Source organism: Anaerobacillus arseniciselenatis (genome assembly GCF_001865995.1).
Taxonomy (GTDB): Bacteria; Bacillota; Bacilli; order Bacillales; family Anaerobacillaceae; genus Anaerobacillus; species Anaerobacillus arseniciselenatis.
In genome coordinates, this window is sequence record NZ_MLQQ01000042.1 from 174,334 (window position 1) to 197,050 (window position 22,717).

Annotated in this window: 27 protein-coding genes; all 27 read left to right on the top strand. The window is 36.5% G+C overall.

Annotated features, from left to right (window positions below):
• Positions 1 to 43: 43 nt before the first annotated feature.
• Positions 44 to 1,351 (top strand): FADH(2)-oxidizing methylenetetrahydrofolate--tRNA-(uracil(54)-C(5))-methyltransferase TrmFO, encoded by a 1,308-nt coding sequence (gene trmFO, locus BKP35_RS15520; protein WP_071314281.1) that lies wholly within the window; start codon positions 44 to 46, stop codon positions 1,349 to 1,351.
• A 322-nt stretch (positions 1,352 to 1,673) separates the two neighbouring features.
• Positions 1,674 to 2,216, top strand: a complete 543-nt coding sequence (gene hslV / locus BKP35_RS15525) for an ATP-dependent protease subunit HslV (protein ID WP_084031696.1) — start codon at positions 1,674 to 1,676, stop codon at positions 2,214 to 2,216.
• An 87-nt stretch (positions 2,217 to 2,303) separates the two neighbouring features.
• Entirely contained in the window at positions 2,304 to 3,701 is a 1,398-nt protein-coding gene (gene hslU / locus BKP35_RS15530; RefSeq protein WP_071314282.1) for an HslU--HslV peptidase ATPase subunit, read from the top strand.
• Positions 3,702 to 3,729: 28 nt separating this feature from the next.
• Complete coding sequence (gene codY / locus BKP35_RS15535) at positions 3,730 to 4,509, top strand: GTP-sensing pleiotropic transcriptional regulator CodY (protein WP_071314283.1); 780 nt, start codon at positions 3,730 to 3,732, stop codon at positions 4,507 to 4,509.
• A gap of 561 nt (positions 4,510 to 5,070) precedes the next feature.
• Complete coding sequence (gene flgB, locus BKP35_RS15540) at positions 5,071 to 5,475, top strand: flagellar basal body rod protein FlgB (protein ID WP_071314284.1); 405 nt, start codon at positions 5,071 to 5,073, stop codon at positions 5,473 to 5,475.
• 2 nt (positions 5,476 to 5,477) lie between these two features.
• On the top strand, positions 5,478 to 5,933 hold the full coding sequence (gene flgC / locus BKP35_RS15545) for a flagellar basal body rod protein FlgC (RefSeq protein ID WP_211274635.1): 456 nt from the start codon (positions 5,478 to 5,480) through the stop codon (positions 5,931 to 5,933).
• Positions 5,934 to 5,976: 43 nt separating this feature from the next.
• Positions 5,977 to 6,252: a flagellar hook-basal body complex protein FliE gene (gene fliE / locus BKP35_RS15550; protein WP_475647868.1), complete on the top strand. Its 276-nt coding sequence runs from the start codon at positions 5,977 to 5,979 to the stop codon at positions 6,250 to 6,252.
• 33 nt (positions 6,253 to 6,285) lie between these two features.
• Positions 6,286 to 7,869: a flagellar basal-body MS-ring/collar protein FliF gene (fliF, locus tag BKP35_RS15555; RefSeq protein WP_071314286.1), complete on the top strand. Its 1,584-nt coding sequence runs from the start codon at positions 6,286 to 6,288 to the stop codon at positions 7,867 to 7,869.
• A 13-nt stretch (positions 7,870 to 7,882) separates the two neighbouring features.
• Positions 7,883 to 8,896, top strand: a complete 1,014-nt coding sequence (gene fliG / locus BKP35_RS15560; protein WP_071314287.1) for a flagellar motor switch protein FliG — start codon at positions 7,883 to 7,885, stop codon at positions 8,894 to 8,896.
• Positions 8,889 to 9,686, top strand: coding sequence for a flagellar assembly protein FliH (gene fliH, locus BKP35_RS15565; RefSeq protein ID WP_169819242.1), 798 nt, complete (start codon positions 8,889 to 8,891; stop codon positions 9,684 to 9,686). The genes fliG and fliH overlap by 8 nt, the downstream gene beginning before the upstream one ends.
• Positions 9,673 to 10,983, top strand: coding sequence for a flagellar protein export ATPase FliI (gene fliI, locus BKP35_RS15570; RefSeq protein ID WP_071314289.1), 1,311 nt, complete (start codon positions 9,673 to 9,675; stop codon positions 10,981 to 10,983). The genes fliH and fliI overlap by 14 nt, the downstream gene beginning before the upstream one ends.
• A gap of 14 nt (positions 10,984 to 10,997) precedes the next feature.
• Entirely contained in the window at positions 10,998 to 11,435 is a 438-nt protein-coding gene (fliJ, locus tag BKP35_RS15575) for a flagellar export protein FliJ (RefSeq protein WP_071314290.1), read from the top strand.
• Positions 11,436 to 11,449: 14 nt separating this feature from the next.
• Positions 11,450 to 12,019, top strand: a complete 570-nt coding sequence (locus tag BKP35_RS15580; RefSeq protein WP_071314291.1) for a MotE family protein — start codon at positions 11,450 to 11,452, stop codon at positions 12,017 to 12,019.
• Between the two features lie 156 nt (positions 12,020 to 12,175).
• Entirely contained in the window at positions 12,176 to 13,441 is a 1,266-nt protein-coding gene (locus BKP35_RS15585; RefSeq protein WP_071314292.1) for a flagellar hook-length control protein FliK, read from the top strand.
• An 8-nt stretch (positions 13,442 to 13,449) separates the two neighbouring features.
• Positions 13,450 to 13,905 (top strand): flagellar hook assembly protein FlgD, encoded by a 456-nt coding sequence (gene flgD / locus BKP35_RS15590; RefSeq protein ID WP_071314293.1) that lies wholly within the window; start codon positions 13,450 to 13,452, stop codon positions 13,903 to 13,905.
• Between the two features lie 29 nt (positions 13,906 to 13,934).
• Positions 13,935 to 14,315 carry a TIGR02530 family flagellar biosynthesis protein gene (locus BKP35_RS15595; protein ID WP_071314294.1) on the top strand — a complete coding sequence of 127 codons (381 nt, stop codon included), beginning with the start codon at positions 13,935 to 13,937 and terminating at the stop codon, positions 14,313 to 14,315.
• Positions 14,316 to 14,382: 67 nt separating this feature from the next.
• Positions 14,383 to 15,597, top strand: coding sequence for a flagellar hook protein FlgE (locus BKP35_RS15600; RefSeq protein WP_071314295.1), 1,215 nt, complete (start codon positions 14,383 to 14,385; stop codon positions 15,595 to 15,597).
• 172 nt (positions 15,598 to 15,769) lie between these two features.
• Positions 15,770 to 15,985, top strand: coding sequence for a flagellar FlbD family protein (locus BKP35_RS15605; RefSeq protein ID WP_071314296.1), 216 nt, complete (start codon positions 15,770 to 15,772; stop codon positions 15,983 to 15,985).
• A gap of 1 nt (position 15,986) precedes the next feature.
• Complete coding sequence (fliL, locus tag BKP35_RS15610; protein ID WP_071314297.1) at positions 15,987 to 16,418, top strand: flagellar basal body-associated protein FliL; 432 nt, start codon at positions 15,987 to 15,989, stop codon at positions 16,416 to 16,418.
• Positions 16,419 to 16,501: 83 nt separating this feature from the next.
• Entirely contained in the window at positions 16,502 to 17,494 is a 993-nt protein-coding gene (gene fliM / locus BKP35_RS15615) for a flagellar motor switch protein FliM (protein WP_071314298.1), read from the top strand.
• Positions 17,487 to 18,752, top strand: a complete 1,266-nt coding sequence (gene fliY / locus BKP35_RS15620) for a flagellar motor switch phosphatase FliY (protein ID WP_071314299.1) — start codon at positions 17,487 to 17,489, stop codon at positions 18,750 to 18,752. Before fliM ends, fliY begins: the two co-directional genes overlap by 8 nt.
• Positions 18,753 to 18,790: 38 nt before the next feature.
• Complete coding sequence (locus BKP35_RS15625; RefSeq protein ID WP_071314300.1) at positions 18,791 to 19,153, top strand: response regulator; 363 nt, start codon at positions 18,791 to 18,793, stop codon at positions 19,151 to 19,153.
• A 3-nt stretch (positions 19,154 to 19,156) separates the two neighbouring features.
• Positions 19,157 to 19,867, top strand: coding sequence for a flagellar biosynthetic protein FliO (locus BKP35_RS15630; RefSeq protein WP_084031697.1), 711 nt, complete (start codon positions 19,157 to 19,159; stop codon positions 19,865 to 19,867).
• Entirely contained in the window at positions 19,867 to 20,544 is a 678-nt protein-coding gene (gene fliP / locus BKP35_RS15635; RefSeq protein WP_071314302.1) for a flagellar type III secretion system pore protein FliP, read from the top strand. The genes BKP35_RS15630 and fliP overlap by 1 nt, the downstream gene beginning before the upstream one ends.
• 13 nt (positions 20,545 to 20,557) lie before the next feature.
• Positions 20,558 to 20,827: a flagellar biosynthesis protein FliQ gene (gene fliQ / locus BKP35_RS15640; RefSeq protein WP_071314303.1), complete on the top strand. Its 270-nt coding sequence runs from the start codon at positions 20,558 to 20,560 to the stop codon at positions 20,825 to 20,827.
• On the top strand, positions 20,827 to 21,603 hold the full coding sequence (gene fliR, locus BKP35_RS15645) for a flagellar biosynthetic protein FliR (protein WP_071314304.1): 777 nt from the start codon (positions 20,827 to 20,829) through the stop codon (positions 21,601 to 21,603). Before fliQ ends, fliR begins: the two co-directional genes overlap by 1 nt.
• 1 nt (position 21,604) lies before the next feature.
• Positions 21,605 to 22,687, top strand: a complete 1,083-nt coding sequence (gene flhB, locus BKP35_RS15650; RefSeq protein ID WP_071314305.1) for a flagellar biosynthesis protein FlhB — start codon at positions 21,605 to 21,607, stop codon at positions 22,685 to 22,687.
• The last annotated feature ends 30 nt before the right edge of the window (positions 22,688 to 22,717 follow it).

The window sequence follows — 22,717 nt, forward strand, 5'->3', positions numbered from 1 at the left end:
GCGTTTCTTCTTTGTGACGCTTTTCTTAATTGGAGGAATATAAATGACAGAAATTAAGGTGAATGTTATCGGAGCTGGTTTAGCTGGCAGTGAAGCAGCCTGGCAAATTGCGAATCAAGGTATACAGGTTAAACTGTATGAAATGAGACCAGTAAAACAAACGCCAGCACACCATACCGATAAATTCGCAGAGCTCGTTTGTAGTAATTCCTTAAGGTCTAATACTTTATCGAATGCAGTAGGTGTATTAAAAGAAGAGATGAGATATCTGCAGTCAGTAATTATCAGCTCAGCGGATGATTGTGCGGTTCCAGCGGGCGGTGCTTTAGCTGTTGACCGTCATGAATTTGCGGAACTTGTTACTAACAGAGTAAAAAAACACCCACTTGTAGAAGTAATCAATGAGGAAGTCGATGAAATTCCAGAAGGGCCTACTGTGATTGCTTCAGGCCCTCTTACTTCCGAAAAGCTTTCAAATAAGTTAAAAAAGCTTACAAGTGAAGAATATTTATATTTTTATGATGCTGCTGCTCCTATTATAGATGTGGAAAGTATTGATAAAGAGAAGGTATATTTAAAATCGCGTTATGATAAAGGTGAAGCGGCGTATTTAAATTGCCCGATGAACGAAGAGGAGTTTGACCGTTTTTACAATGCTTTAATTAGTGCAGAAACAGTTCCTTTAAAAGAATTTGAAAAAGAAATCTTTTTTGAAGGGTGTATGCCTATAGAAGTATTGGCTAGAAGAGGCAAGAAAACTCTTTTGTTCGGTCCTATGAAGCCGGTCGGGTTAGAAGACCCTAAAACGGGAAAGCGACCGTATGCGGTCGTTCAACTTCGCCAAGATAATCAATCTGGAACCCTCTATAATATTGTAGGGTTTCAAACGCATTTAAAATGGGGACCACAAAAGGAAGTTTTACAATTAATTCCTGGACTAGAACAGGCAGAAGTTGTTCGCTATGGGGTTATGCATCGTAATACATTTATTAACTCGCCGAAACTTTTAATGCCTACATATCAATATAAAGAATGTAGTGACCTCTTTTTTGCTGGACAAATCACTGGGGTCGAAGGATATGTTGAATCTGCGGCTGCTGGGCTGGTCGCTGGATTAAATGCAGCTAGATTAGTACAAGGTAAGGAGTTATTGGTATTTCCTGAAGAAACAATCCTAGGGAGTATGGCTAGTTATATTACAACTGCTAACCAAAAGAACTTTCAGCCGATGAATGCGAATTTCGGTTTATTACCTCCTATTGAACCGCGTATTAAAAATAAAAAAGAGCGCTATGAACAATTAGCAACAAGGGCATTAGATACAATTCAGAATTTTGTGAAGAGTTTGTAAACTTTCTTGCAAATAGGGTGGAATTGTGGTATGATTTAATGGCTCTTGTGAGGTGAGGACACACTGTAGTAGATGATATGCAATGAAAAAACGTTTATTTTTAAATAGGTAAGGACTATTCCAAACCGAATATCATAAAAATATTAAACCTTTCTCATCTTTCATGAAGCAGCATAGCATATTAAGTTACGCTGCTGTTTCATGTTCATTAAATATGACTTTTAGTGAGTGGGTGTATTTTTTAGAACGATAAAGGAAACGGTTGCATTGTTAGTTTTAAGATAACCGAGGTGCGTTTACTTTTCTATTTAGGAGGGATATTTTGGAACATTCTTTTCATGCTACGACGATATTTGCGATCCACCATAACGGGAAGTGTGCGATGAGTGGAGATGGTCAAGTTACATTTGGGAATGCAGTTGTGATGAAACATACGGCTAGAAAAGTTCGTAAACTATATAACGGAAAAGTTTTAGCTGGTTTTGCTGGTTCGGTTGCTGACGCCTTTACGTTATTTGAAAAATTCGAAGCGAAGTTAGAAGAGTATAACGGAAATTTGCAAAGAGCCGCTGTGGAATTAGCGAAAGAGTGGCGTAGTGATAAAGTACTTCGTCGCCTTGAAGCTATGTTAATTGTTGCAAATGCTGAAAATCTATATCTCGTGAGCGGAACAGGAGAGGTTATTGAACCAGATGATGGTATTTTAGCGATTGGCTCAGGCGGTAATTACGCTTTATCTGCTGGGCGAGCACTTAAAAAATATGCCTCACATCTTGAAGCGCAAGAAATTGCAATGGCTTCACTAAAAACTGCTGCAGAAATTTGCGTATATACGAACAATAATATAGTTTTAGAACAACTTTAGAATTTTGAAAGGTGGTTAAGTGCGCTTCATAGCTTAACTCAACTCAACTCAAAACTCAATATTCAACATTATAGAGGGAGCGATCGAATGGAAAATCATTTAACACCTCGACAAATTGTAGAAAAATTGGATCAATTTATTATTGGGCAAGATAAAGCTAAACGTTCTGTTGCTATTGCACTTCGTAATCGTTATCGTCGCGCGCAATTAGAAGAGAAACTACGTGATGAAGTAACACCAAAAAATATTTTAATGATTGGACCAACAGGGGTAGGGAAAACCGAAATTGCCCGAAGACTTGCTAAACTAGTTGGTGCGCCGTTTGTTAAAGTGGAGGCAACAAAGTTTACAGAAGTTGGATATGTTGGTAGGGATGTAGAATCTATGGTTCGCGACCTTGTTGAAACTTCGATTCGTCTCGTGAAAGAGGATCGAATGAAACAGGTAAAGGGAAAAGCTGAAGAAAATGCTAATAAGCGCATTGTTGAACTACTTGTTCCTTCCAAAAAGAAGGAAAGCTCTTATAAAAATCCGTTTGAAATGATTTTTGGTGGACAAAATCAACCTCAACCAGAGCAAGAAGAAAGTAACGAAGAAGAAGATATTCAGGCAAGAAGAAGAAGATTGGAACACCAGCTAGCGCTAGGAGAACTTGAAGACCATTACGTAACAGTAGAAGTTGAAGAGCAAGCAAGTGGCTTTTTAGATATGTTTCAAGGCTCTGGAATGGAACAAATGGGCATGAATATGCAAGAAATGCTTGGAAATATGGTTCCAAAAAAGAAGAAAAAGCGGAAATTAACGGTAAGAGAGGCTCGTAAAGTTTTAACGGATGATGAAGCGCAAAAACTTATCGATATGGATGAAGTAACTCAAGAAGCGGTTTTGCGAGCTGAACAATTGGGGATTATATTTATAGATGAAATTGATAAAGTAGCTGGTAAAAGCCAACAATCAACCGCGGATGTTTCTAGAGAAGGTGTACAAAGAGATATTTTGCCGATTGTCGAAGGTTCGACGGTGGTTACTAAATATGGATCTGTTCGAACAGATCATATGTTGTTCATTGCCGCAGGAGCGTTTCATCTAGCGAAACCATCGGACTTAATTCCTGAATTGCAAGGGCGCTTCCCAATCCGTGTTGAGCTAACTAACTTAACGGTTGACGATTTTGTGAAAATATTAGTTGAGCCTAATAACGCTTTAATTAAACAATATCAAGCATTACTTGCTACAGAAGGTATACAAGTTGTCTTTTCTGACGATGCTATTCAAAGAATAGCAAAAATTGCGACAGAGGTAAATCAAGACACAGAGAACATTGGAGCTAGAAGACTTCATACGATTTTGGAAAGGCTTTTAGAAGATTTATCTTTTGAGGCTCCTGATATCAACTTAGAAGAAATTGTTATCACTCCTACATACGTAGAAGAAAAGTTAGCAACAATCGCCAAAAATCGAGATTTAAGCCAATACATTTTATAGTGTTAATACACATTAGGAGGATATTGAAATGGATTTATTAACAAAAACGAGAAAAATTAATGAAATGCTACAAAAAACAGCTGGTCAGCCAGTAAACTTTAAAGATATGGCTGAAACTCTTCGTGATGTTATCGAAGCAAACATCTTTATTCTTAGTAGACGAGGAAAGTTATTAGGCTTTTCGATTAAACAAGAGATTGAAAATGAAAGAATGAAAAAAATGTTAGAAGATCGTCAATTTCCGGAAGAATATACGGCGAACTTGTTTAAAATTACAGAAACATCGTCTAACTTAGATGTTGAAAGCGAATTTACTGCCTTCCCAGTTGAGAATAAAGACCTTTTCAGTAAAGGGTTAACTACAATTGTTCCAATTAATGGGGGAGGAAACAGAATTGGAACTTTAATTCTTGCTAGATTAACTGACTCATTTGATAATGATGACTTAATGTTAGCTGAATACGGTGCAACTGTTGTTGGGATGGAAATCCTTCATGAGAAAACCGTTGAAATTGAACAAGAAGCAAGAAGTAAAGCGGTTGTACAAATGGCGATCGGTTCACTTTCATACAGTGAATTAGAAGCTGTTGAACACATTTTCCAAGAGTTAGATGGAAACGAAGGGTTATTAGTAGCATCAAAAATTGCTGATAGAGTTGGGATTACTCGTTCTGTAATTGTAAATGCATTACGTAAGCTAGAAAGTGCAGGTGTTATTGAATCGCGCTCTTTAGGAATGAAAGGGACGTATATTAAAGTATTAAATGATAAGTTTTTAGTTGAGTTAGAAAAGTTAAAGTCAAATTAAATGATCGACACTTATTTAGATTAAAATAGGGCTAGGCATCTAAGTATAAGGTTTTTGAGGGTCTCTCCTATGTACTAGGAGCATCTGAATTCCTTAAACTGAACGATGTCAGCTCTTTTTTTATGAAAGTTGGGTTGTTGGTTAGTGGCTAGTTGGTTAGGACACCCGCCCGACCTTTCATATTAGATGGTGATTGCGAGCGTCATGAAGGTTTAGAATGAATGTCCACTGTATTTTACATTCTAAAAGGAGTCGGTTTGCATGGGAATGTTAGGTTGAACGAACATAGATGATTTTGTGAACATTATTCGAAAAAAATGTTACAAACCTGTTACGAAGCTATTTTATCTAGAAATGGAAAATACTTTTGCTTAATTATTATATATATAAAATGTATAATAAACGAAGTGAATAGGCTATTCGTTGAAATGCAATAATTCTTTATTCATAGATTTTTTTAGGACTTTATAATCAAAAAGTGACAAATTTAAACAACGTTAGACATACGTAGAACAGTTATTATACAATACGAATAGTAGTGTATTTTTTAGGGGGGTTATTATGAAGATTTTTTCTAATCCAAGTCAACAACTTTTAGAACAATCTTTAAATGCATCTTCAATGCGTCAAAAAACAATATCTCAAAATATAGCTAACGTGGACACTCCTAATTACAAAGCAAAAAAAACAGTATTTGAACATCAATTGAATAATGCGATTAATAACCAACATCTAAATGCTCACCGGACAGATGCTAGACACTTTCATTTTGGCGGAAAAGAGAGTTCGGGCGCTGAAGTAGTTGTTGATCGCAAAAATACGATGTTTAACCATAACGGTAATAATGTGGATATTGAACACGAAATGGCGGAAATGGCCAAAAATCAAATTTATTATAATGCATTAATTGATCGTTTAAATGGCAGGTTCAATAACATTAGAACCGTTGTTGGAGGAGGTAGATAATTATGACGATTTTTCACGGTTTTAATACGACAGCGTCAGCACTTACTGCACAACGGCTAAGGATGGATGTTGTATCTTCTAATATGGCGAATGTAGATACGACAAGAGGTCGTATGGTCGATGGTGAATGGGAACCTTACAGGCGAAAAATGGTTGAAATGCAGCCAAATGAAAATCGTTTTTCATCTCATTTATCGAAAGCGATGGGGAGAAGTGACCACCCAGGTAACGGGGTTAAAGTGAGCAGAATTGTTGAAGATGAAACACCGTTTAAGTTAGTGTATCAGCCAGATCATCCAGATGCTAACGATGAAGGCTATGTACAACTTCCTAATGTCGATCCTTTAAAAGAAATGGTCGACATGATGAGTGCAACTCGTTCATATGAAGCGAATGTAACGACATTAAATGCAACTAAAAACATGCTTATGAAAGCATTAGAAATTGGTAGAGGATAGGGGGATTTAAATGGATCCGATTGCATATAGACCTAATTCGGTAATGAATATTCAAGGTGCTACTCAGCCGACGCGTAAACTAAGTTCTGCTGAAGCGCAAAATAATTTTAAGTCTTTGTTAAGTGATGCTCTACATAATGTGAATAATGCACAGCATGCTTCTGCGAAGGCGACAGAAAAGTTAGCAAGAGGAGAAAATATTGATTTACATGAAGTGATGATTACTGGTCAAAAAGCAAGTATTACTCTTCAAACAACAGTAGAGGTACGTAATAAAATCGTAGAAGCCTATCAAGAGGTTATGAGAATGCAAGTTTAGTTGAAATTTTGAGTTAGCATAGTAGGAGGAAACATGGACGAAAAACTATTACTATACAAAGACAAACTAATTAAATATTGGACCGAGCGAACCAATGTACAAAAAGGGATGATTGTCGGTTCGATCCTACTGTTCATAATGCTACTCATTGTTGTTTCGATGCTAGGTTCAAGAACAAGCATGGTTCCGTTGTACAGTAACTTATCATTTCAGGAAACGGGTGAAATTAAAGCCCAATTAGATAGTAGAGGGATTTCCTCTGAGATAGCTGATAACGGAACGACGATACTTGTTCCAGAAACAATGGTTGATAGTTTAAAAGTTGAATTAGCAGCAGAAGGTATTCCACAAAGTGGAAGTATTGATTATACGACGTTTAGGGATCGAATGGGATTCGGAATGACCGATAACGAATTTAACATTATGGAACGTGCTGCTATGCAAACCGAATTAGCTAACTTAATTCGGAATATTGAGGGTGTTCAACATGCGCAAGTGATGATTACTCTACCTGAAGAAGATATTTGGGTGTCTAGTAGTGAGCAAACTGCTTCTGCATCGGTACTATTAAATATTCGACCAGGGTATCAGTTAGATCAACAACAAATAAGGGCCCTTTATCATTTAATTTCCAAAAGTGTTCCGAAACTCCCTGTTGATAATATCGTCATTATGAACCAAATGTTTGAGTATTTAGAATTACAAAATGAAAATATGATCGATTCAACTCTAACTGTTTATGAACAGCAACGAACAATACAACGAGATATTGAACGAGATATTCAACGTCAAGTTCAACAAATGCTAGGTACACTTGTTGGTAGAGATAAAGTTTTAGTATCTGTTACAACTGATGTTGACTTTACGAAGGAAAATCGTGCTGAAGATTTAGTTACTCCTGTTGATCAAGAAAATATGTCGGGTTTAGCAGTTAGCATTGAAAGAATAACAGAGACGTATAGTGGTGATGAGTTTCAAGATGGCGGTATACCTGGTACCGGTGAAACAGATATCCCTGGATACCCTGGTGCTACAGGAGCAGGTGCTGGCGACTACGAACGAGTGGAAGAACGAATAAATAATGATGTGAATAGAATAAGACGAGACATCGTGCGTAGCCCTTATCAAGTTCGCGATATTGGAATACAAGTTATGGTCGAACCACCTAACCCTGATGACCCTAACTCTTTGCAACCTGAACTCATCGACGATATTACCCAAATTTTAAGTACGATTGTTCGAACGAGTATTTCTAAAGAGGTTGTCGATCAATTAACCCCTGAACAGATCAACGATAAAGTGTTTGTTTCGGCGCATAGCTTTGACGGTAAAGTTGTTTTTGACGATGTCATCGATGCCGAAACACCAATTTGGTACTATATTGTCGGCGGATTAGGTTTATTGATTATTTTCCTTATCTTTTTATTATTACGTAAAGGTAAAAAAGAAGAAGTAGTAGAAGAGACGGCTCCGACAAGAGTAGATTATGATATACCGGATATTAACGAAGACCAAGATTCTGAAGAGAAGGCTAGACGTAGACAGTTAGAAACAATGGCTAAAGACAAGCCTGATGAATTTGCGAAGCTCGTTCGTACGTGGTTATCTGAAGATTAAGGAGGGGAAAAGTTTGACTAACAAGAAAAAGGAATTATCAGGAAAAGAAAAGGCGGCAATTCTCCTCATCTCCTTAGGGCCAGACGTATCAGCACAAGTGTATAAACATTTGAGTGAAGAGGAGATTGAAAAATTAACTCTTGAAATTGCTGGTGTTAGAAAAGTAGATTCAAGTATGAAAGAAGAAGTAATTGAACAGTTCCACCAATTAGCGATGGCACAAGACTATATTTCTCAAGGTGGAATTGGCTATGCTAAAAATGTTTTAGAGAAAGCTCTTGGTGAATCGGAAGCGATGGATATTATTAATCGTTTAACTTCGACGCTACAAGTTCGCCCGTTTGATTTTGCAAGAAAAGCAGATGCTGGACAAATTTTAAATTTTATTCAAAATGAACATCCGCAAACGATCGCACTTATTTTATCTTATCTAGAGTCTGTTCAGGCTGGGCAAATATTATCAGAGCTTCCACAAGAGATGCAAGCGGATATTGCCAAGCGTATTGCACTAATGGACAGTACGTCTCCTGAAATCATAAATGAAGTAGAAAGTATTCTAGAAAGAAAGTTATCAGCGACTGTTACACAAGACTTCACAAAAGCAGGTGGTATAGAAGCTGTGGTTGAAGTATTAAATAGTGTGGACAGAAGCACAGAGCGAACCATTCTAGATGCGCTTGAAATTCAAGACCCTGAACTTGCCGAAGAAATTAAAAAGCGTATGTTTGTATTCGAAGATATTGTTACGCTTGATAATCGCTCAATTCAACGAGTTATTCGTGACGTTGAGAATGAAGATTTACAGTTAGCGCTGAAAGTTGCTAATGACGAAGTTAAGGATGTTGTCTTTAAAAATATGTCTCAGCGTATGGCAGAAACGTTTAAGGAAGAAATGGAGTTCATGGGACCTGTGCGCTTGCGTGACGTTGAAGAAGCCCAAACTAGAATTGTTGCCGTTATTCGACGCTTAGAAGAGGCCGGTGAGATTGTCATCGCCAGAGGTGGAGGAGATGATATTATTGTCTAAAGTAATAAAATCATCTTTTGCCAATACAATCGATACTGAAAAAAAGACGATTGCTTTAAAAAAGATTTTACAGACACAAGCTGATAGTGAAGCCGCTTCTAATAATGAAGAGAAAGTTGTAAATGAAACGAATGAACTAGCTGAACAAGAGTTAGAAAAGGCAATTGAAGAAGCGGAACAAATGAAAAAAGAAGCAGAAAATGAATATAAACAATTCCAAGATCGAATGAATGATGAAATGCTCACTCAGCAAAAACATGCAGAACAAATGTTTAAGCAAGCTGAAGAAAGTGGATACAATGAAGGGTTTCAACAAGGCCTCGAAGAAGGAAAAAGGCAATATGAATCAATCATTGAAGAGGCCAAAGGCATTGTTACGGCTTCACAAGCGGATTATTTTAAACGCATAAATGAGGCCGAGCCTACAATCATTCAATTAGCACTAAAAGTAGCAGAGAAGATTTTTACAGAAACGATTGAGGAAAATGATGAACGGTGGCTCTCCATCGTAAAAGCTGTAATAAATGAAGTGCGAGAACATGAAGATGTCAAACTGTATATTCACCCGAGTTGGTATGAGTTAGTGTTGGCACATAAAGAAGAACTACAACTTCTAGTACCAAATTGCGAGCATTTATATATTTACCCTGATGCATATTTAGATGAGCACGGTTGTACGGTTGAAACTGCCTACGGTAAAATCGACGCTTCTGTTGATAGTCAATTAACGGAGATTAAACGAACGCTTCTTGAAAAATTAAAGGAGTTGGACGGCTATGAACGTAGCTGATTTGATAAATGAAGTAAATGTTATCAATCCTTATAAACATTACGGTAAAGTAAGTCGTGTCGTAGGCTTGACGATCGAATCTAAAGGCCCACAAGTATCAATTGGTGAGCTATGTTACATTACTGTGGGAAGATCACCTAAACGAAAAGTAATGGCGGAAGTTGTAGGGTTCCGTGATGAAAATGTCCTTTTAATGCCGTTTACAACGGTTCATGATATTGGGCCAGGAAGTCTAGTGGAAGCGACAAAAAAGCCTCTTGAAGTAAAGGTTGGAACATCACTAATAGGAAGTGTGATTGATGGACTAGGTCAACCGTTAAACGGTCATGATCTCCCCAAAGGGTTACGACCTTTCCCGACCGACAACCCACCTCCTAATCCTTTATCAAGACCGAGAATACACGATCCTCTTAGTTTAGGGGTTCGGGCTATTGACAGTTTATTTACGGTAGGAAAAGGGCAAAGAATGGGCATTTTTGCTGGTAGCGGTGTTGGGAAAAGTACGCTAATGGCGATGATCGCCAAAAACTCCGATGCGGATTTAAATGTTATTGCTTTAATCGGAGAACGTGGTAGGGAAGTTCGCGATTTTATAGAAAGAGACTTAGGGGAAGAAGGACTAAGGAGAACGATTGTTGTTGTAGCGACCTCTGATCAACCTGCCTTAATGCGGATTAAAGGGGCGATGACTGCAACAGCTATTGCCGAATATTTCCGTAATCAAGGGTTAAATGTCACCTTAATGATGGATTCAGTCACTCGGTTTGCGATGGCACAGCGTGAAATTGGCTTAGCTATCGGTGAGCCACCAACGACGAAAGGTTATACTCCAAGTGTATTTGCTTATTTACCTAAATTATTAGAACGTTCCGGAACGAATGAAAGTGGATCTATTACGGCATTTTATACGGTTTTAGTAGATGGTGATGATTTAAATGAACCAATTTCTGATGCTGTACGAGGAATTTTAGACGGGCATTTAGTGCTGGATCGTAAGTTAGCTAATAAAGGTCAATTTCCGGCGATCAATCCGTTAAAAAGTATTAGTCGAGTTATGAATGACATTGTTGATCATTCTCACCGTGCGTCAGCCGATCGCTTGCGTCAACTTCTAGCTACATATATAGACTCTGAAGATTTGATCAACATTGGTGCCTATAAGCGAGGTTCTTCTAAAGAAGTTGATGAAGCTATACAAGCTTACCCGAAAATCATTCAATTTATAAAACAAGCTACTGACGAGAAAGTATCTTTTAATGAAGCCGTTCAATTGTTAGTGAACGAATTTAGTAATTAGTAAAGGAGAATAAAATGTCATTTCAGTTTACGTTGCAAAAAATTTTAGAAGTGAGAGAAAATGAAAAATTAAAGGCCGAGAAAGAATTCACGCAAGCAACGAAGCAATTTGAAGAAGTGGCAACAAAATTATACGACCTATTAAAAAAAAAGGAAGACTATGAAGGTCAATATAATAACCAAGTACAAACAGGTATACATGTATTTCAAATTCAACAGTCGTATTTAGTTTTGGATCAATTACAAAAACAAATCAACCAATTACAATATTACACGCAGCAAGCTCGAACGAATATGAATCAAAAAGAAGAAGTTTTAGTAGATAAATCTATTGAATTAAAAAAATATGAAAAAATGAAACAAATTAAATATGAACAGTTTATAGAAGAAACGAGACGACAAGAAAATCTCTTGATGGATGAAATTTCTGTTCAGCAATTTATGAATCGTTGAAATTAGGTGACGTAATGAACAAGAAAGAGCAGCAATACAGTAAAATTCAATGGTTTTTTCTGGTCATTTTTATTCCTGTTGTTTTTGCAATAATTTTATTTAGCATCATTTTAAGTTTTATGGGAGTAAATGTTATTGACCAAACGAAGCAAGTAGTTTCGAATGTGCCTATTTTATCAAACTATGTAAAAACGGAAGAGCAGATTTTAGAAGAAGAAGAAAAAGCGAATATCGAAGAGCTAACAGCGAAGCTTAATCAACGGGAAATTGAAATTGGCCGCCTAGAAACAACGGTAAATTCAAAAGAAGAAGAAATTGAGTCGCTATTAGATGAAATTGATTTGCTTATGTCACAGCTTGCAGAATTACAAGATGCTCAACTAGAAGTATTCGCAGACTATGAAGAAATTGGGAAGTTATACGAAGCAATGGCACCACAAAATGCCGCTAGAATTATTTCCGAACTTCCTGATGATAAAGCTGCTATCCATTTATCTTTTATGAAAACTGATACGAAGGCAGATATATTAGCTCAGTTACCTCCAGAAGAAGCGGCACAGTTAATTAGTTTAATAAGTGAATGAATTTCATAATCACCTAAACTTAAGCCTATCAAACTATATTTAATGGCGAGTGAATTAACGCAACTACATATAGATACTTAATTGGTGATAATATTGAATGGTGAAATTCATTAAAGTAGCAATTAAAAACATTAACTTTGAAAGGGGGTGAAAAAAATGAATGCGATTAGTTTAATGCAAATGACAACTAAACAAACAACTCAAAATAAATTAGAGCCGTTAAGTGACTCTGTCGACCAAAAGGGATCGTTTTTACAAATGTTAAATAGTTCATTAACCGATAAAGGCCTCGAGGTAACTCCTATAAATATGGTTGATGTAGAAAATGAAGAGCTTACTAGTTTACATAAGCTCATTATTAACCTTTTAGAGGAGCTCCCATTTAATGAGGAGTTAATGGATGAAGAGGCGTTATCGATCCCGTTTATAGACAATTTTATGAAAGAGTTGCCGCTAGAACTACAAACTCATATTGAGCAGTTGTTTGAAAGTAACGAAAAGTTAATGGATATCGTTGGTAAAGGTGAAGGCTATTTACAAAATCCTGTTGAGCTTCTTGCAGTTTTTCTTCATTTAGCTCAAGTTGATATTACAGAAGTGGAACAGCAGATTTCTGAAGTTTCTTCAAAGCTACAACACCATGTTTCAAACCTGTTACCGCTAATGTTTTCAACACAACAACATACTGATAAGGCACATTTGAAAGATATAAAAGTAAGAAATACTCTAAAGCAGAGCGCTGAACAAATGACATCTAATTTACAATTATTATCTGTGGAAGACAAAATAAAGTTGGCTAAGGCTATCAATAAATACCAAAATAAAAACGATAGATCTCAACTAGTGTTAGCTGCTTTTTCAAGGAACTCCGTTGAACTTTTGAATGTTGTAAATCAAGGATTAAACCTAACAAATAGTCAACAGCCTATTTCACAATTACAACAATTTGTTTTACATGTTGGTGAAAACCGCGCTGATCAACAAACAACTGAACACTTTATGAGACAGTTTCAAAATATACTAGGTAGAAGCTCACTAGCTCAATTTCCAAATGGAGCAAATCAACTAACGATTAAATTATTTCCAGAGCACCTCGGAAGGTTAGATGTGAAGTTAACGCAGCAAAACAACGGAGTAATCGTTGCACAACTTATTACTTCAACTCAAGCAGCAAAGAATGCAATTGATTCACAACTGCATCAATTGAGGCAAGCATTTATTGCTCAAAATATTCAAGTAGATAAAATCGAAATTAACACGCAGCAACAACAGCAGTCGCTCAACCAGTCTGACAAACAAAACCAAGAAGAAAAAAGTAATAGTCAGCAACATGGTGAACAAAAACAAAAACAAGGTATGGCTGACGATGAGGAAGATAGTTTCCAAGATTTTTTAAATGAATCGATTAACGTAGAGGTTTAGGTGATCGTATGGTAAATTCAATTAATGAAAGTTTATTTTTAGCTGACCGACAAACAAATGACCGAAAAACAGGGCAAAGTAGTTTAGATCAAGATGCATTTTTGAAAATTTTAATTACACAACTTCAAAATCAAGACCCGTCGAACCCAATGGAAGATAAAGAATTTATATCACAAATGGCGAACTTCTCAAGTCTTGAACAAATGCAACAAATGAATAAATCATTAACGAGTTTTATAGAAATGCAAAAAGATAGCCATTTTCTTTCTCAAAGTAATTTAATTGGAAAAGAAATAAAGTGGGAACAGACGGTAGCGGATACAAAAGGTGAAACAACAACGCGAATACAAGAAAGTTCCGTAAAGGCGATCAGCTTTCAAAATGGTAAAACAAAGTTAATTTTAGAAGATGGACAAGCGATCGATACAAAACAAGTAATTCATATTGCTAAACAAATGGAGTAGTAATAAGAAACAATAAGGAGGTGGATACAATGGATCATCGTATTCAATCTCATCAGCTTCACCAACTGCCTAAGCCAAAAATGGCACCAAAAAGGCAAGCAACTTCGACAACATCATTTAAAGACATGTTTCAATCACAAATAAAAGATAAAGTCGAGTTAAAGATAAGTAAGCATGCCGAAAAAAGGTTGAATGATCGTGGGATTGTGATTGACCAAAATAAATGGTCACAAATAAGTTCAAAAGTTCAGGAAGCGAAAACGAAAGGGGTACACGATTCTTTAGTCGTTTTACGTGATGCTGCCCTTGTTGTTAGTGCAAAAAATAATACAGTCATTACGGCACTAGACCGTAAAGAGGCAAAAGACCAAGTCTTTACAAACATTAATGGAACAATATTAATTGATTAGCAGCTGGACCGAAAGGAAGCTGTAGGCTGCGGACCGATTGAAGCAGCTCATTCGAAAGGAGAAAAATATGCTACGTTCAATGTATTCTGGTATCGGTGGAATGAAAAACTTCCAAACAAAACTTGACGTCATCGGTAACAATATTTCAAATGTTAATACTTACGGTTTTAAAAAAGGGAGAACGACTTTCAAGGATTTAGTAAGTCAGCAACTAGCAGGTGCTAGTAATCCTACAGATAACCGTGGAGGAACAAACCCGCAACAAATTGGTTTAGGTGGGACGATGGCAACCGTAGACACGATCCATACGCAAGGAAGTTTGCAAACAACGGGGCGAGCTCTCGACCTAGGGATTTCTGGGGATGGTTTCTTTATTGTGAACGATGGTGATCTTTCTTATTACACACGTGCTGGAAACTTTTATTTAGATCGTGAAGGCACGCTTGTTACTGGTGATGGTATGAAAGTTCAAGGCTACCGCCCAGGTGAAGATGGCCAAATAGATATGAATGACTTTGGAGAATTAGCGATTCAGGCAGGGGAAGTAATACCTCCTCAAGCAACAACAGATGTTAGTTTGAAAGGGAATTTAGACGCAAATCCCGAACAACCTGTTACTGTTCAGTATAGCGTTGTTGATTCACTAGGAGGAACTCATAATATTGAAGTAGTCTTTGAAAGGCAAGGAGAAAATAACTGGACATATACAATTAATGGACCAGAAGGGACAAATGTTAATAATGGCAATGGCAATATCGAATTTGACGAAAATGGTCAAGTAGATAATCCAACTGATCCAATTAATAATGTTAACTTTACACCTGGGAACGGTGCTGGCCAATTGAGTTTCGATATTGACTTTAGTTCTATTACCCAATTTTCTGGCTCAAACACAGTTGACATCGACGAAATCAACGGAAACTCTGAAGGCTTCCTTGAAAGCTTCAACATCTCACAAACTGGTGAAATTAACGGTGTATACACAAATGGTGAGGTGCGCGTTTTAGGTCAAATTGCGATGGCAACATTCAATAACACCGGTGGTTTAACGAAATCAGGTGATAATTTATTTCAAGTATCGAATAACTCAGGAGTTCCTAATATCGGGTTAGCCGGTGAAGGTCGAGGAGTTATGCAGGGAAGTTCGCTTGAAATGTCCAATGTTGACTTATCTGAAGAGTTTACAGAAATGATCGTTGCACAACGTGGTTTCCAATCCAATACGAGAATTATCACGACATCAGATGAAATTCTCCAAGAGCTTGTAAATTTAAAACGTTAATACAATAGTTATAGTAGATTAATAGATTAACAGGGAGGAAATGAGGGTGGTCCAAAACAGTTGACATACACCGCTTTACAGCTACTACAGACATACACCAAAGCTTTTTGTCTACTTATAGTAGTATACTTGTTGTGTCAGACACTTTTGGGCCACCATCAATATCTTTAATATGATAAAGCTTACTCGTTTAAATGGTCAACCGTTTATGTTAAATGCAATTTTTATTGAGCAAGTGCAATCATTTCCAGATACAACAATAACACTATCAAATGGAAATAAAATTGTTGTGCTAGATTCAGAAGACGATGTTATGCTAAAAGTAACGGAGTTTTATCAAAAGGTAGGAATAGTTAGGTTGACCAACAGCGATTTGGAGGGTTTGTGATTTGTTTAAAAATAAGTTAGTAAATATTATGTTAGTTATTTTAGTCGCCTTAACGTTAATAGGTGTTTTAACGATGGTCTTGTACAATTATTTTTACAAAACAATGGATCCAGATCGTGAGCCTACTATTGATGAAATTATTGCATTATCTGTGGATACGAATGAAATTACAACAAACTTGTTAACGAACGACTTTATTCGCGTTTCGTTTAAAATTCAAGTAGATAATCAAAGAGCGAAAACAGAGTTAGAAAAAAGAGATTTTCAAGTGAGGAATATCATTATTCGTGAACTTTCAGGAATGCGCTCGAGCGATTTTACCGGATCAGAAGGAATAGAAAAGCTTGAAAATGCTATTCGGATAAAGATTAATGAATATATGCAAGAAGGCTATGTGGTAAATGTGTATACGACTGGCTTCGTCTTACAATAGCATATAATTAAGAATAATTTTAAGAAAGTTCAGCTTTGCTTAACGAGTAAAAAGCAAAGTTTTACTATAGAGAGGTGAGGCACTTGGCTGAGGTTTTGTCGCAAGGTGAGATTGATGCCCTCTTATCAGCATTATCAACTGGTGAAATGGATGCAAATGAACTAAAAAAAGAAGAAACTCAAAAGAAAGTTAAAGTGTACGACTTTAAGCGGGCACTTCGCTTTTCTAAAGATCAAATTCGAAGTTTAACGAGAATTCACGAAAATTTTGCGAGACTTTTAACAACGTATTTTTCAGCTCAGCTTCGTACTTTCGTTCAAATTTCAGTTGCATCTGTTGACCAGCTGCCCTATGATGAATTTATTCGATCGGTACCGAAAATGACGATATTAAATGTGTTTGAACCTTACCCTTTAGACGGGCGCTTTTTAATTGAAGTCAATCCAAATATTGCTTATGCGATGCTCGATCGTCTTTTAGGAGGGAAAGGAACGGCGGTAAATAAAGTAGATAATTTAACAGAAATTGAAACGAGGATTATGACTCAATTGTTTCAAAGAACGCTTGAAAGCTTTCAAGAGGCGTGGAGTTCTGTTGTCGATATAGATCCACATATGGATGATTTAGAGGTTAATCCACAATTTTTACAAATGGTTTCTCCTAATGAAACGGTTGTCGTCATTTCTTTATCAACGGCTATAGGTGAGGCTTCTGGGATGATTAACATTTGTCTTCCTCACGTCGTATTAGAAGATATTTTACCGAAATTATCGGTCCACTACTGGATGCAAACGAAAAAGAAAACTCGTTTACCAGAGGAAGTAGAAGCATTAGAAAAAAATGTTCGTAATGCGCCATTAGTTGTCAAGGCAGAGTTAGGAAAATCAGAAATTACGATCCAAGAGTTTTTACAATTAGGTATTGGTGATACGATTGAATTGAATAGTTTAATCGATGATCCTTTAACCGTTAAAGTTGAAAATACACCGAAATTTTTTGGTCAACCAGGAAAAGTGAAAGACCAGATTGCTGTTCAAATAACGGACATGATTGAGGAGGATGATAATAATGAGTGACATGCTTTCTCAAGATGAAATAAATGCATTGTTAAATGGACTTAACAATGATGATAATGAAGAGAGCGATGAAAATGGAACCTCTATTAATATAGAAGACTATATTTCTTCTATTGAGCAAGATGCGCTAGGCGAAATCGGAAATATCTCTTTTGGAAGTGCAGCAACGGCTTTGTCTACATTGTTAAATCAAAAAGTAGACATTACGACGCCGAAAGTATCGGTTATTCCTAAACAAGAGCTTGAAGAGCAGTTTCCAAAGCCACATGTTGCTATTCATGTGAAATATACTGAAGGCTTTGAAGGCATGAATGTGTTAGTTATCAAAACACATGATGCAGCTGTTATTGCTAATTTAATGTTAGGTGGTGACGGTACGGAAATAGCTTCAGATGACTTAGGTGAAATGGAGATTAGCGCTGTTCAAGAAGCGATGAATCAAATGATGGGATCAGCATCAACTTCTATGTCAACGATTTTTAATAAAAAAGTCGATATTTCGCCGCCTGGAATAGATTTAATGGATGTAAAAGAAGGGCAAGGAACGAAAAATATACCTGATGATGATATATTAGTAAAAATATCTTTCAATTTAAAGGTTGGGACTTTGATTGATTCGCAAATTATGCAATTAGTGACAGTTTCATTTGCAAAAGAGTTAGTAGATCAATTGATGAACCCAAGCAGTGATGAAGAAGAATTGCTTGAAGAACCGGTAAGTCAAGCACCAAATCAAGGACATCAAGAACAAAATGAGCAAGTAACTGAGTTTGAACAACCGTCACAGCAAGCACCACAACAGCATGAGCAACAAGTACCTCAAATGCAACAATACGACGGAGCACCTCAAGGTCAATATTATGAACAACAACCGCCTACACCAAGGCAACCGCAAAGCTTTGGCGGACCTGCATACGCTAGTCAAAACCAAAGAGCGGCCAATGTTCAACCAGTTGCGTTCTCAAATTTTGAGCCACCAAGTTTAAACGACAACGAATCAAAGAATTTAAATATGTTACTAGACATCAATCTACAAGTAACGGTTGAATTAGGAAGAACGAAACGATCAATTAAAGAAATTCTTGAATTATCGCAAGGGTCAATTATTGAACTCGACAAATTAGCGGGTGAACCTGTTGATATTTTAGTGAACAATAAACTTATTGCCAAAGGTGAAGTGGTCGTTATTGATGAAAACTTTGGAGTCAGGGTAACGGATATTATTAGTCAAACAGATCGTTTGAAAAATTTACAATAAAATTAATTATTATAGTTCAAATTAGAGGAGGACCAAAGATGGCGCATAAAATATTAATTGTAGATGATGCAGCATTTATGAGAATGATGATTAAAGATATTTTAACAAAAAACGGTTTTGAAATTGCAGGAGAAGCAAATGACGGAGCACAAGCAGTAGAAAAATATAAAGAGCTATCACCGGACCTTGTGACGATGGATATTACGATGCCAGAAATGGATGGTATTACGGCATTAAAGGAAATAAAAAAGTTTGACCCAAATGCAAAGGTGATCATGTGTTCTGCAATGGGGCAACAAGCAATGGTAATTGATGCTATTCAAGCTGGTGCTAAAGACTTTATTGTGAAGCCTTTCCAAGCTGATCGAGTAATTGAAGCGATTAAGAAGACGATTGGATAATTAATGATGACAAATAGTTTTAAACTTTTGTCTACTGTGAAAATTTTAGTATGTTTGATGATTATTTTAGTAACTTCTCATTCGCTTGGAGATATACATGTCCAAGCGAATGAAGAAGATAATAAATCAGTTTTGGATGGGTTCAACAATGAAGAAGGGCAAGCCCCGACTGAATCGGAAACCGATCATGATGAGCAACCAATTGTAGATAATCAAACAAGCGAAAATAATGTTGAAGATATTTTACAAGACCAAAGTTTATTTGGGATGTTTTTTCAATTATTTTTAGCTTTAGCCGTCATTATTATAATGATTTATATGTTGATCCGCTTTATAGGGAAACGTTCCCAATCTTATCAATCACACCGGACGTTACAAAATATTGGAGGCGTTCATGTAGGTGCAAATCGCTCTATTCAACTAGTACGAGTTGGAGAAAGAGTATTAGTCGTTGGTGTCGGTGAGTCAATTCAGTTATTAAAAGAAATAGACGATGAGACGGAAATAAAAAAGATATTAGAAGATTATGAGGGCCAGCAAGTAGAACAACAGTTTTCTTCTATGTACAAATGGATGCAAACAAAAGTCTCCCCAAAAAATGAAGAAAAACAAAATTCTAGTGTTTATTTTAAAGGGGTATTAGAACGTCAACTATCAGACGTGAAGAATGCACAACAAAAGGCCCATTCTGCCATTAAGGAGAAGGAACAATAATGATATCAGTAAGCTTTATTCCTGCCTTAGATATATTTAGCGATGAGCCACAAAACTTAGCGGCAACGATTCAATTATTGCTATTGTTAACCGTGTTAACGCTAGCTCCTAGTATACTAATTTTAATGACTTGTTTCACGAGAGTTATTATTGTATTATCATTTGTTCGGTCTGGTCTCGCTACACAGCAAATGCCTCCGAACCAAGTTTTAATTGCTTTAGCTCTATTTATTACTTTTTTTGTTATGTCTCCGGTGCTATCAGAGGTGAATGAAAATGCTTTGCAGCCACTTTTTAATGATGAATTAACCCAAGAAGAAGCCTTTGAAAGAGCAGCTACACCGTTTAAATATTTTATGGCAGAGCATACGAGGGAAAAAGATTTAGCGCTTTTTATGGGGTATGCGGGAATGGAACGACCAAATTCGATCGAGGAAATTCCTTTAACGGCATTAGTACCGGCATTTGCGATAAGTGAGTTGAAAACGGCCTTTCAAATTGGGTTTATGATTTTTGTACCGTTTCTTGTTATCGATATGGTTGTAGCTAGTATTCTTATGAGTATGGGAATGATGATGTTACCACCAGTTATGATTGCATTACCGTTTAAAATTCTGCTTTTCGTAATGGTTGATGGTTGGTATTTAGTCGTTAGATCATTACTATTAAGCTTTTAAAAGGGTGGTTTGATTGAGTCAAGAATTTGTCATTACAATGGCAGAGAGAGGCGTATTTACTGTACTAATAATTGCTGGACCACTTCTTATGCTTGCATTAGGAATTGGGCTTTTAGTTAGTATTTTCCAAGCGACGACACAAATTCAAGAGCAGACGCTTGCATTTATTCCAAAAATTGTTGGGGTATTGGTTGGTTTAATCGTATTTGGTTCTTGGATGTTATCGAATATGCTTAACTTTGCGGAACAGATATTAAGTAACTTGCATAGGTTTGTTGGCTAATGCTAGAAATAGTAGAGTTCTTTCCGGCCTTTTTACTTATTCTTGTTCGGATAACTGCCTTTTTAGTCACATTACCGCTCTTTTCATATCGGACCATACCAGCTATGTATAAAATAGGGTTAGCTTTTTTTCTAGCATGGCTAATGTTTTTCTCTATCGATCCGCCAGTGATGGAAATTGATTATTTTTATTTTATGTTAATATTTAAAGAAGTAATCGTAGGTTTAACCGTAGGTTTAATTGCGATGGTATTGATGTATGCGATTCAAGTAGCAGGTGGATTTATCGATATAAAAATGGGTTTTATGATGGCGAATGTAGTCGATCCACAAACAGGGGCACAAACCCCTTTAATGGGTGGATATTTGTACACTTTTGCATTACTATTTTTGCTTGCGATTGATGCGCACCACTTATTGTTAGATGGTGTTTACTATAGTTATCAATTTATACCATTAGATCAACTGATCATACCTTTTGGAAATGAAAACATTCTAATGCACGTCGTCACAACATTTAACACGATGTTTATTATTGCTTTTCAAATGTCAATGCCAATCGTTGGTTGTTTATTTTTAGTTGATGTTGCCTTAGGGATGATCGCCAGAGCTGTTCCTCAAGTAAACGTTTTTGTTATCGGTTTTCCGATTAAAATCTTTGTTGGCTTTCTCCTCCTTGTCCTAGTTATGCCAGCATTTTTTACGGTAACTAAACATTTAGTCGATCAAATGATTATTACAATGCGGACGCTTATGCAGCTATACGGAGGAGTGTAAAATGGCATTTTTACGAATGGATCTCCAATTTTTCGCTCAAGAAAAAACTGAAAAAGCGACACCGAAAAAACGCCAAGAGACAAGGAAAAAAGGACAAGTCGCAAAAAGTACCGATATTAATACAGCTATTATTCTTTTATTAGTATTTATTTTTCTTTGGTTAATCGGTGGATTTGTAGGAGAACGAATTTTTATTTTTATGCAATATATGTTTCAAGAGTTTTTATTATTTACGTTAACCCCTGAAAATGTACAAAGTTTATTTTTAGAATTAATTAGTCAAGCGGTAATGATCGTTGCGCCAATAATGTTGGTTGCTTTTCTTGCAGGAGTTATTAGTAACTATGTTCAAGTAGGGTTTCTTTTTGCACCAGAAGCGATCAAGATGAAATTAAGTAAATTAAATCCAATTGAAGGCTTTAAAAGGATTTACTCGATTCGAGCAATTGTTGAGCTATTGAAATCACTTTTGAAAATATGTCTCGTTGGATTAGTTACATTTACAATATTGTGGATCAGTATCGATCAGGTGCTATTTTTATCATTAATCCCTATTGCAGATTCCTTAGTTTTTGTCGGAACCTTAACTGTGACAATGGGAATTGCTGTTGCAATTTTATTACTTTTTTTAGCGGTTTTAGATTATATGTACCAACGTTATGATCATGAAAAGAAAATTAAAATGTCAAAGCAAGATGTGAAAGATGAATACAAGAAAACAGAGGGTGACCCTCTGATCAAATCGAAAATTAAAGAAAAGCAACGGCAAATGGCGATGCAACGAATGATGCAAGAAGTGCCAAAGGCCGATGTTGTGATCACGAACCCTACTCATTATGCAGTTGCCCTAAAGTATGATGGCGAGAAAATGGATGCCCCAGTCGTGATTGCTAAAGGGGTTGACTTTTTAGCCCAAAAAATTAAAGGGATCGCCAAACATAATGAAATTATTACTGTCGAAAACCGACCTTTAGCTAGAGCTTTATACGATCAGGCTGAAATTGGAGATGAAGTTCCTGAAGATTTATTTAAAGCGGTAGCTGAGGTTTTAGCATATGTGTATCGAATAAAAAACAAAGTTTAATAGGCTGTTGCAAAAGTCCGGTAATCATAG